Genomic DNA, 10,844 nt, shown 5'->3' on the forward strand with positions numbered 1-10,844 from the left:
GCGGCAGGTCTATGCGGCAGGTCTATATGGCGGGCTTGAACGGCGGGTTTAAACGGTGGGTTTGAACGGTGGGTCTGTACGGCGGGTTCAAACGGTGGCGTGCCCGTCGGCCGGGGGATTCCGGCCGACGGGCACGTCGGTGCTCTATCGCGGACCGGGCGTCAGCACCCGGACAGGATCTTCTTCAGCGCGGCAGTCTCCCCGGGGTCCGCGGTCAGGCCGTACTCGTGCTTGACCCACACCCACATCCGGGCGTACTCGCAGTGGTACGACTCCGACGGCGGCAGCCACTTGGCCGGGTCCTTGTCGCCCTTCTCCTGATTGACGTTGTCCGTGACGGCGATCAGCTGGGAGTGCTTCAGGTCGTTGGCGAGCTCCTTCCGGCGCTCGGTGGTCCACTGCGCGGCGCCCGACCGCCAGGCCTCCGCCAGCGGTACGACGTGATCGATGTCGAGGTCCGACGCCTGGGTCCAGGTCGCGCCGTCATAGGCGGAGACCCAGGTACCGCTCACCGCCGCACAGCGGTTGTCCTGCTGGACGTCGGTGCCGTCGCGCTTGAGCACCACCTCGCGGGTGTTGCAGCCGTCCCCCTGGTCGCTCCAGTGCGGGAACTTCTCGCGGCTGTAGCCGTCCAGTGAGCCCTCGGGGCTCTCCTTGATCTCGGCGAGGTACGTCCGTGCGGTGGCCGCGTCCGGCGGGGCGGGCGGCGCTGCCTGGGCGGTCTGGCAGCTGAGCACCAGTGAGGAGACCAGCGCCGCGGCCGAAACCGCGGCGAGGGAAGCGCGACGCGCGTAGAGCTTTGGCCTGTACTGTGTCGTGGCCTTGGCCATCGAAACTCCCTTGAAGTGGGGGGAAGTTGACGTGCGGTGCCGGGCCCATGGTGGTGATGTGGGGTTGCCATGGGGTGGGCACCAGGTAACAGCCTGACGACATGCTCACGTCAGATCAAGTGGCGACGGGTGGTTGATGGGGTGATGTGCCGGGCCCTCGGGGCGGGGGTGATGTGGCGCCACATATGCACAGCGGCACTCCGGTTGAACTGCGCCGGAGCCCGCGCCCCCGCTCGCCGCCCTACAGTGTGCGCGTGCTGCTGCCGGTCAACGCCACCCTCGGGATCGTCCTCGCCGTCCTGTTGGCCGTCGCCGCGGCCATCGCCTCACTGGCGCGCCTCGGCCATTCCCGCGCCATCGCCGTCGCCGGCCTGCGCGCGGCGGTCCAACTCGCCGCCGTCTCCTATCTGATCGGCTGGGTGATCCGCGCCCTCCCGCCGCTGCTCTGCTTCCTCCTGCTGATGTTCGCGGTGGCGACCCGGACCGCGGGCCGCCGGATCACCCCGAACCGCACCTGGTGGTGGGCCGCCGTGCCGATCGGCATCGGGGTCGGGCCGGTCGTCGGTCTGCTGCTGGCGACCGGCCTGGTGCCGCCGCGCGGCCTCACCCTCATCCCCGTCGCCGGCATCCTGATCGGCGGCGCGCTGACCGCCACCGTCCTGGGCGGGCGGCGGGCGCTGGACGAGCTGGAGAGCCGGCGCGGGGAGTTCGAGGCGGGGCTGGCGCTCGGGCTGCCGGACCGCGACGCGCGGATGGAAGTCGCCCGCCCGGCCGCGTCGGACGCGCTGCTGCCGGGGCTCGACCAGACCCGGACCGTGGGATTGGTCACACTTCCCGGGGCCTTCGTCGGCATGCTGCTGGGCGGCGCCTCACCCGTACAGGCCGGAGCCGTGCAGCTGTTCGTCCTGGTTGCCCTGCTCGCGGTGCAGGCGGCGGCGTGCGCGGTGGTCCTGGAGCTGGTCGCACGGGGCCGGCTGCACCGCGTACCCTTGTCCGCAGCAGAAGGGGAGTAGCTCTCTGCCGGACCGTCGACATACTGCCCGCCCTCGTGGCGAGCCGGCGCCCGGAGCGCGATACGCACGTAGCTCATGCAGTTACGGACAGGTATGACGAATTCGGATACGGATTCGGATACCGATACGGATTCGTACCGCGCCAGCGAGACCTTCGGCCGCAGTGTTCAACGCTGCCGTGCCGAAGCGACCCCTTTTCCCGGGCCCCTTTGGTGCGGCCCGATCGAGCGAGGTACGTCACCCCGTGTTCAGTCTCACCGTCGCCGCTGTCGTCTTCGGCGTCATCTTCCTTGCCGAGCTGCCCGACAAGACCGCTCTCGCCGGTCTGATGCTCGGTACCCGCTACCGCGCCTTGTACGTCTTCGCCGGTGTCGCGGCCGCCTTCCTCGTCCACGTCGCGCTCGCCATCGCCGCGGGCAGTGTGCTGACGCTGCTGCCGCAGCGGGCGGTTCAGGCCGTGGTCGGGGTGCTCTTCCTGGCGGGCGCCGCCGTGCTGCTGTTCAGGAAGGACGACGACGAGGAGGAGGTGAAGAAGCCCGCCGACCAGAGCTTCTGGAAGGTCTCCGGGGCGGGCTTCACCATGATCCTGGTCGCCGAGTTCGGCGATCTGACCCAGATCATGACCGCCAACCTCGCGGCCCGTTACGACGACCCGGTCTCGGTCGGTATCGGTGCCGTGCTGGCTCTGTGGGCCGTCGCGGGCCTGGGCATCCTCGGCGGCCGGACGCTCATGAAGCGCGTACCGCTCCGGCTGATCACCAAGGTCGCGGCGGGGCTGATGGCCCTGCTGGCGGGGTTCAGCCTGTACGAGGCGCTGGCGGGCTGACCGCGGGTGCGCGGGTGCGCTGGCGCGCAGGTGATCAGGCGCCGGCGCGTACCGCGATCAGGCTCCGACGTCCACGGCGATCAGGCGTCGATGTGTACGGCGATCAGGCCGTCGGCCAGCGCCTCGATCCGCACCTGGGTGAGGTCGCGGACCTGCGCGGTCGGGGCGAATGCCGGAGCGCGTTCACCGACACCGACCACCCGCATCCCGGCTGCCCGGCCCGCCTCTATGCCCGCCTCGGAGTCCTCGAAGACCAGGCAGTCCTCAGGGGCGAAGCCCAGTTCGGCGGCGCCCTTGAGGAAGCCCTGCGGGTCGGGCTTGCTGGCGCTCACGCTCTCCGCGGTGATCCGTACGGGCGGCATGGGCAGCCCGGCCGCGCCCATCCGGGCGTCGGAGAGCGGGACGTCGGCGGAGGTCACCAGGGCGTGCGGAAGTCCGGCGAGGGCGGCCATGAAAGCGGGCGCGCCGGGGACCGGCACCACGCCGTCCATGTCGGAGGTCTCCTGCGCCAGTATCCGGCGGTTGTCCGCCAGATTGAGCTCCATCGGGCGGTCCGGCAGCAGCTCGGCCATCGTGGCCCAGCCCTGGCGGCCGTGGACGACCTTGAGAGCCTCGTCGGCGTCGAGCCCCTGCTCGGTCGCCCAGCGGCGCCAGCAGCGCTCCACTACGGCCTCGGAGTTGACGATCGTGCTGTCCATGTCGAGCAGCAGGGCGCGGGCGGTGAGCGTGGTGGTGGCCGTCATCGGCGGGACTCCTGGGCGCTTCGGGCGCACGGACGGTTCGGACCGTACGGGCGGGAAGGCCAAGCGGTCCGCCCACCGGTCAGGGACCACGGCGCGTTCGGGTTCGCGGAATGTACTTCGAGGCGGCAAGGACAAGCGGCTCCGCCCGCCGGTCAGGGAGTGCGGGCGGAACCACTTTGTTCCTTCACGATACAAAACGGTCCGGCTGCCGACAAACGGGGGTCCGGGTACCGACCGGCCCGGTGCCCCGGGCAGTGACACGTATGGCCGTACGCACAGCGTCCGGCGTACGCCGGGGTGCCGACCGCGCGACCGCCGATGCCGATGCCGATCGTCACTCGGCGGGCCATATCCGTTCACCACTCGGCGGGCCAGATCCGCCGGGACCACCCACGATGGAAGGAGTCGCTGACGAGAGCCGGCAAGGCAAGACCTGACAAGGCAAGACCTGACACGGCAAGAGCTGACGAGACAGGAGGAGACGCACATGGCGCAGGACACCAGCGCGCCTGCCATCCCCGGCGGGGGCCGGTCCCAGCCGACGATCCTCGTCGCGATCGGCGCGCTGTTGCTCGGCATGCTCATAGCGGCACTCGACCAGACCATCGTCGCCACCGCGCTGCCCACGATCGTCAGTGACCTCGGCGGCCTGGACCACCTCTCCTGGGTGGTCACCGCCTACCTGCTGGCCTCGACGGCCGCGACGCCCCTGTGGGGCAAGCTCGGTGACCAGTACGGCCGCAAGAAGCTCTTCCAGACCGCCATTGTCATCTTCCTGATCGGCTCGGTGCTCTGCGGTATCGCGCAGAACATGGGTGAGCTGATCGCCTTCCGCGCCCTCCAGGGGCTGGGCGGCGGTGGCCTGATCGCGCTGTCGATGGCGATCGTCGGGGACATCGTGCCGCCCCGTGAACGCGGCAAGTACCAGGGCCTGTTCGGTGCCGTCTTCGGCGGTACGAGCGTCCTCGGGCCGCTGCTCGGCGGGCTGTTCGTGGACCACCTCAGCTGGCGCTGGGTGTTCTACATCAACGTCCCCATCGGCATTGTCGCGCTCGCCGTCATCGCCGCCGCGCTGCAGATCCCCCGCCACCGCACCCCGCACCGGATCGACTACCTGGGCACCGGGGCGATCGCCGGGGTCGCCGCCTGCTTCGTCCTGATGACCTCGCTCGGCGGCGTCACCTACCCCTGGGGCTCCTGGCAGACCATCGGGTTCGGCGTGCTCGGTGTCGTACTGCTCGTGGCGTTCGTCCTCATAGAGCGGCGGGCCGCGGAGCCCGTCATCCCGCTGCACCTGTTCCGGCTGCGGACCTTCACGGTCACCTCCTTCATCGGCTTCGTCGTCGGCTTCGCGATGTTCGGTTCGATGACGTACCTGCCGACGTTCCTCCAGGTCGTCCAGGGCGTTTCGCCGACCATGTCCGGTGTGCACATGCTGCCGATGGTGTTCGGCATGCTGCTGGCCTCCACGGGCTCCGGGCAGATCGTCAGCCGCACCGGCCACTACAAGGTCTTCCCGATCGCCGGGACCGCCGTGGTGGCGGTCGGTCTGCTGCTCCTGCACCAGCTCGATCCGGCCAGCGGTGTCGGCGAGATGAGCATCTACTTCTTCGTCTTCGGCTTCGGGCTCGGACTCGTCATGCAGGTGCTGGTGCTCATCGTGCAGAACGCGGTCGCCTACCGGGATCTGGGCGTCGCGACCTCCGGTGCCACGTTCTTCCGCTCCATCGGCGCCTCGTTCGGCGTCTCCATCTTCGGCACGATCTTCGCCAACCGGCTCGGCCCGCGGATCGCGGACGCGCTCGCCGGACAGCGACTGCCGCCCGGCGTCGACCCGTCGAAGATCTCCCAGGACCCGAGGACCGTGGGGCAGCTGCCGCCCCGTCAGGCGGCGGGCGTGCTCAACGCCTACTCCGTCTCGATCACCGATGTCTTCCTCTACGCCGCCCCGGTCGTCCTGGTGGCGTTCGTACTGGCCTGGTTCCTCCGGGAGGAGCCGTTGCGCAGCAGTGTGACCGCGCCCGACACCAGCGAGGTGATCTCTTCCAACCCCGTCGAGCGCTCCTCACGCGACGAATGCGCCCGCGCGCTGTCCAAACTCGGCAGCGCGGAGGGCCGTAAGCGCATATACGAGAAGATCACCACCCGGGCCGGACTGGACCTCAAACCGGCCGCCGGCTGGCTGATTCTGCGCATCCACCGTTACGGCTCGGTGGAGCCGGGACTGCTCGCCGAACGCACCACCGTCCCGCTGGGCGTGATCGCCGAGGGCGTCCGCCAGGTCGAGGAGCGCGGACTGGCCACCCGCGACGGGCTGCTGCTGCTCCTCACCGACCAGGGCCGGGAGGTCGCGGACCGGCTCTCGGCCGCCCGCCAGGAGTCGCTGGCCGAGATGCTGGGCGACTGGTGGACCAAGGACCGCCCCACCGACCTCACCGAACTCGTCGAGCAGCTGACGGTGGAGCTGAACGGCTCCGACGCCGAGGAGCCGCACAACGGCAACGCCCGGCAGCCGGTCCCGCGCACCCCGCCGCGGTCCCCCCAGCCACCGCCGGACCGCACCAGGTGAGCCGTCCGGTACCGGACCGGCGGCGGGACGCGTCGCGGGAACCGGCGGTCAGCCCTGCCTGGGGCCCGCCTGCTGCACCACCTCGAAGGACCACAGCGTGGAACCGGACGCGGCGGGCTTGGGCCGCTCCCCGCCCCCGGCACCGCCACCGCCCTGGTGCGCGGCCTTCATCGGGCCCTCCATCCAGGCCTGGAAGGACGCCTCGTCCCGCCAGCGGGTGTAGACGAGGTACTGGTCGGTGCCCTCCACCGGACGCAGCAGCTCGAACCACTCGAAGCCGTCCGAGGAGTCCACCGTGCCGGCGCGGGACGCGAAGCGCTTCTCCAGGACCTCGCGCTGCTCGGCGGGGACGGTCAGAACGTTGATCTTGACGATGCTCATGGCGACCATCGTGCCGCATAGCGCGAACGGCTCGCGGATCAGGGTCCGCGAGCCGTCGGCCATATGCAGTTACGTGGCGGGGGTCAGGCCGTGGAGCCTGCCGGGACCGGGCGGCGGGCCGCCGCGCGTACGGCCTCCCGTGCCTCCGCCTCGGTCTCCACGGCCGGCGGGGAGCCGGGCAGCGGCTTGCGGGCGCTCTCGGACATCAGCAGGACCGCGATTCCGCCGATCACGGCCGCGCCCATCATGTAGTAGGCGGGCATCATCGTGTTGCCGGTGGCCCCGATCAGGGCGGTGACCACCAGCGGGGTGGTGCCGCCGAAGAGCGACACGGAGATGTTGAAGCCGATCGACAGCGAGCCGTAGCGCACCTTGGTCGGGAACAGCGCGGGCAGCGCGGCCGGCATCGACGAGGTGAAGGCGACCAGCAGCAGGCCGAGCGCCCCCATGCCCAGGGCGATGGCGAGCAGCGACCCCTGCCGGATCAGCAGCAGCGCGGGTACGGACAGCACCAGGAAGCCGACGCAGCCCGTGGCGATGACGGGGCGGCGCCCGAAGCGGTCGGAGAGCCGGCCCGCGAACGGCTGGACGCACATCATCAGCGCCATCACGCCGAGCACGACCATCAGCGCGTCGGTCTCGTCGTACTTCAGCTCCGAGGTCAGGTAGCTCGGCATGTACGACAGCAGCATGTAGTCCGTGACGTTGAAGACCAGGACGAGTCCCACGCACAGCAGCATCGCCCGCCACTGCCCGAAGATCATCTCGCGGATCCCGATCCGCTTCTCGACCGCTCGCCGCTCCTTCTCCTTGGCGTGCGCCTCCTTCTCCAGCTGCGCGAAGGCCGGGGTCTCCTCGAGCCGCATCCGCAGGTAGAGGCCGATGATTCCCATCGGGCCGGCGATCAGGAACGGGACGCGCCAGCCCCAGGAGTGCAGGTCCTCGGTGGTCAGCAGGGCGGTCATCAGCGTGACCAGGCCGGCGCCGCAGATGTAGCCGGCGAGCGTGCCGAACTCCAGCCAGCTGCCGAGGAAGCCGCGCTTCTTGTCGGGCGCGTACTCGGCGATGAAGGTGGACGCGCCCCCGTATTCACCACCGGTGGAGAAGCCCTGCACCAGGCGGGCCGCCAGCAGCAGGATCGGTGCGCCGACCCCGATGGAGGCGTACGACGGGATCAGGCCGATGGCGAAGGTGCCCACCGCCATCATGATCATGGTGATGGCGAGGACCTTCTGCCGGCCGATCCGGTCGCCGAGCGGCCCGAAGACCATGCCGCCCAGGGGACGCACCAGGAACGCTGCCGCGAACGCGCCGAACGTCGACAGCAGCTGCGCGGTCGGATTCCCGGACGGGAAGAAGACATGGCCCAGAGTGACCGCGAGGTAGCTGTAGACACCGAAGTCGAACCACTCCATCGCGTTGCCCAGTGCCGCCGCCGACACCGCGCGCTTGACCATCGTGGGGTCGACGACGGTCACCTCGCCCGCGGACCGCTGTGCGGCCTCCTTCGCCGGATCCGTCCTTCTCTCCTGCTGCGGATCGGGGACGGCCGCGGCGGCGCCGGGACGGCGGCCGCCGGGGTTGCCGGGCCTGGGGGCGACGGGGGACTGCGTCGGCACGTGCTCGCTCGCCTGCGCTCTCTTGGACGACTACATGACACCGCCCGCCGTGTAGCAGTGGGCGAAGCCCGTCATGGGTGACGGGGCGGACCCGTCAGAGGTGACGGGCCGGACCTGCCAGGACCGACGGGTGTACCCGCCACGGAAGGGCGGGACAAAGATCGACCATAAGGGCAGACCGGGCCATTACGGATGGTGTCCGGATGACCGCGCAGGCAGGCGTATACCCGCTTCTTGCAGGGGAAACCTGTTTTCCGTAAGGAATTCGCGGGACACCGGTCTGTGATCCATATCGCGGTGGACGGCTGCAACCGTCGGCTGTTTTGTGGTGTGCATCACATGTCAGTGGTGCGTGAGCGGGGCAGCGGTGCCCTGCGGGAGAGCCCGGCAGCGACCGTGGGAGGGCGCGGCGCCGATACATGACGCAGGGCGCGACGGCGTCCTCCGCCGCCGCGCCGATACGGATCGTCGCGTTCTTTCAAGGATCGGCCATCACGCCGCGCCCCGCCACTCGGGCCGCGCCCCTCGGGCCGCGTCGGCCGGGGCGCCCTATGGAAGCCACGCCTCGTACGTCATCACCTCGCCCGCCCTGACGCGGAAGTCGGGCCGGTCCTTGGTGAAAGTGATCTCCAGGCCCAGGAGTTGGCCGTCGCGCGGATCGAGGATCACCAACTGGCGGGTGGCGCGGGACCCGCCGTCGGGACCGTCACAGGCGTACGCCTGGCCGCGCCGCCCCAGTCGGTCGGTGACCGTGCCCGCCGGACGCAGTCCGTCCGCGTCGGCCAGCATCCGTACGATCGCGGCGGTCTCCCGCGGCCCCGGCGTCCACTCCTGCCGGAACGAGGAGAGCGCCAGGAGGAGTTGGGGTGTCGTACCGACGCCGCCGGCGCCGCCGTACCGCGATGCCAGATGCGCGCGCAGCGCCACGGGGTCCGTCGGCGGCTGCGCGTCGGCGGCGAGTCCGTACCGCTGCGCCGCCGAGCCCGCCGGGTAGTTCTTGCGGTGCAGCACCTCGCCGTCGCTGACGGTCCGCCAGCGGCCGTGGTCGTCATGGATGACCGGCCGGCCGGGGTGCTGCGGATCGGTGGCCACGATGAGTTCGGAGCCGCTGCCGTCGGTGTTCCAGCGGGTGATGCGCTCCTCGGGCACGGTCACCGGCGGCGCGGCGTCCGGTCCGCTCTGCATGCTCAGGTACCAGCTCTGCAGATGGCTGCCCCGGCGCGGCCCGTCCGCGGGCCCGGCCGCCCGCGCCCTGGCCCCGGCCCGGAGGGCGAGTTCCCCGAGCGGCAGCGGCGCGGTACCGGCGTGCGGGACGAGCGCCGCGGGTGCCGCGGCGGCCGGGCTGCTGCCGGCGTCGGAGAGGGTGAAGGCCAGCACGGCGAAGAGGGCGAGCACCGCGGCCTCGGCGCGCAGCATGAGGCGCCGCCCGGCCCGCCGAGTACGCGTGCGGTGCAGCAGGCGGTTGAGGGCGCGTTCGGCGTCGGCGTCCAGCGGGCCGTCCCGCCAGCGGCCTTCGTCGGCCGGTACGGGGTTGGCCGCGCGCAGCAGGTCCAGTTCGTCAGACATTGCCGTCTCCTCCTGCTCGTACGGATCTCGCTCGTCCAGCCGCTGCGCGTACGGACCCGGCTCGTCCAGCTTCTGCGCGTACGGACCCGGCTTGTCCGGACCCAGCTCGTACGGGCCGGGCTTGTGCGGACCCGGCTTGTGCGGACCCGGTCATCCGCGTGCGGTCGATCTCCGCGCGAAGGCGGCGGCGTGCCCGGTGCAGCCGCATGGCCGCCGCGCTCCGGCCGCAGCCGAGGGTCACCGCCAGTTCCTCGACGGTCAGTTCCTCCCAGGCCGTCAGCCGCAGCACCTCCTGGTCGGCGGGGGAGAGGCGGGCCAGCACCTCGTGCACCCAGGAGCCGGGCCGTTCCGCGTCCGGGCTCTCCATGGTCTGCCGCTGGTGCGCCGCCTCATGGTTGCCGAGCCGGTGCAGCAGCTTCCGGTAGCGGCCCAGCCCCCGCACCGTATTGGCCAGGCAGTTGCGGGCCACTCCGTACAGCCAGGGCAACGGGGTGTCCGGAAGCTCGCCGCGTCTTCGCCACGCTATGGAGAAGACCTCCGCCACCACTTCCTCCACTTCGTGCGGCTGCCCGTCCAGACGCCGCGCCACAAAGCGGCTGACCGCCCAGTAGTGCGCGCGATAGGCCTCGGCGAAGGCGTCGTCCGTGCTCATGAACCGTTGGTGTCCGGCATGTCCTCGATCTTCACACCTGCTTCGAGTGAGCCTTCCCACACGGCCGGAAGGGCCCTTCGCGCCCGTTGGCGGTGAGTTTCGCGGCGGTCCCGGACACCTACGGGGCATGAAGTCCGCCAACCCCTCCGGGCCCGCCGTGTCACACGAGAAACCAGAAATCCTCAAGTCCCCTAAGTCCCCCATGCTTCCTGTGAAGTGGCTGACCACCACCGATCACAAGACCATCGGCACGCTCTATCTGGTCACCGCCTTCGCCTTCTTCTGCGTCGGTGGTGTGATGGCGCTGCTGATGCGCGCCGAACTGGCCCGACCCGGCCACCAGATCATGTCGAACGAGCAGTTCAACCAGGCGTTCACGATGCACGGCACGATCATGCTGCTGTTGTTCGCGACGCCGCTGTTCGCCGGTTTCGCGAACTGGATCATGCCGCTGCAGATCGGCGCGCCCGACGTGGCGTTCCCGCGGCTGAACATGTTCGCCTACTGGCTGTACCTCTTCGGCTCGCTGATCGCGGTGGCCGGTTTCCTGACCCCGCAGGGTGCGGCGGACTTCGGCTGGTTCGCGTACTCGCCGCTGTCGGACGCGGTCCGTTCGCCGGGTGTCGGTGCCGATATGTGGATCAC

Annotated in this window: 10 protein-coding genes; 4 read left to right on the plus strand and 6 right to left on the minus strand. The window is 70.5% G+C overall.

What is annotated here, in order from left to right:
• Positions 1-161: 161 nt before the first annotated feature.
• Positions 162-830, minus strand: coding sequence for an HNH endonuclease family protein (locus AZE13_RS30355; RefSeq protein WP_066939139.1), 669 nt, complete (start codon positions 828-830; stop codon positions 162-164).
• A 254-nt stretch (positions 831-1,084) separates the two neighbouring features.
• Between AZE13_RS30355 and AZE13_RS30360 the strand changes: the two genes are divergently transcribed.
• On the plus strand, positions 1,085-1,843 hold the full coding sequence (locus AZE13_RS30360; RefSeq protein WP_066939142.1) for an ABC transporter permease: 759 nt from the start codon (positions 1,085-1,087) through the stop codon (positions 1,841-1,843).
• Positions 1,844-2,087: 244 nt separating this feature from the next.
• Positions 2,088-2,669, plus strand: a complete 582-nt coding sequence (locus AZE13_RS30365; RefSeq protein WP_066939143.1) for a TMEM165/GDT1 family protein — start codon at positions 2,088-2,090, stop codon at positions 2,667-2,669.
• Between the two features lie 80 nt (positions 2,670-2,749).
• On the opposite strand, the gene AZE13_RS30370 is transcribed toward AZE13_RS30365, so the two are convergent.
• The gene (locus AZE13_RS30370) at positions 2,750-3,412 is read right to left on the minus strand and encodes an HAD-IA family hydrolase (protein WP_066939146.1); all 663 of its coding nucleotides are present in this window, start codon (positions 3,410-3,412) and stop codon (positions 2,750-2,752) included.
• A 487-nt stretch (positions 3,413-3,899) separates the two neighbouring features.
• Between AZE13_RS30370 and AZE13_RS30375 the strand changes: the two genes are divergently transcribed.
• The gene (locus AZE13_RS30375; RefSeq protein ID WP_066939149.1) at positions 3,900-5,981 is read left to right on the plus strand and encodes an MDR family MFS transporter; all 2,082 of its coding nucleotides are present in this window, start codon (positions 3,900-3,902) and stop codon (positions 5,979-5,981) included.
• A 48-nt stretch (positions 5,982-6,029) separates the two neighbouring features.
• Here the strand turns inward: AZE13_RS30375 and AZE13_RS30380 are convergent, their stop codons facing one another.
• The 4 genes from AZE13_RS30380 to AZE13_RS30395 form a co-directional block, all read right to left on the minus strand.
• A complete protein-coding gene (locus AZE13_RS30380) occupies positions 6,030-6,362 on the minus strand; it encodes an antibiotic biosynthesis monooxygenase family protein (RefSeq protein ID WP_066939169.1) in 333 nt (110 codons plus the stop codon).
• 83 nt (positions 6,363-6,445) lie between these two features.
• A complete protein-coding gene (gene proP, locus AZE13_RS30385) occupies positions 6,446-7,981 on the minus strand; it encodes a glycine betaine/L-proline transporter ProP (protein ID WP_066939152.1) in 1,536 nt (511 codons plus the stop codon).
• Between the two features lie 549 nt (positions 7,982-8,530).
• Complete coding sequence (locus tag AZE13_RS30390; RefSeq protein WP_066939155.1) at positions 8,531-9,547, minus strand: CU044_5270 family protein; 1,017 nt, start codon at positions 9,545-9,547, stop codon at positions 8,531-8,533.
• Positions 9,540-10,199, minus strand: coding sequence for an RNA polymerase sigma factor (locus tag AZE13_RS30395; RefSeq protein WP_079124532.1), 660 nt, complete (start codon positions 10,197-10,199; stop codon positions 9,540-9,542). The genes AZE13_RS30390 and AZE13_RS30395 overlap by 8 nt, the downstream gene beginning before the upstream one ends.
• Before the next feature lie 127 nt (positions 10,200-10,326).
• Here AZE13_RS30395 and AZE13_RS30400 point away from each other — a divergent pair.
• On the plus strand, positions 10,327-10,844 hold a 518-nt coding region (locus AZE13_RS30400; RefSeq protein WP_181690496.1), incomplete at its 3' end, for a cbb3-type cytochrome c oxidase subunit I.

The sequence above is a fragment of the Streptomyces sp. NBRC 110611 genome, from assembly GCF_001590865.1.
Classification (GTDB): Bacteria; Actinomycetota; Actinomycetes; order Streptomycetales; family Streptomycetaceae; genus Streptomyces.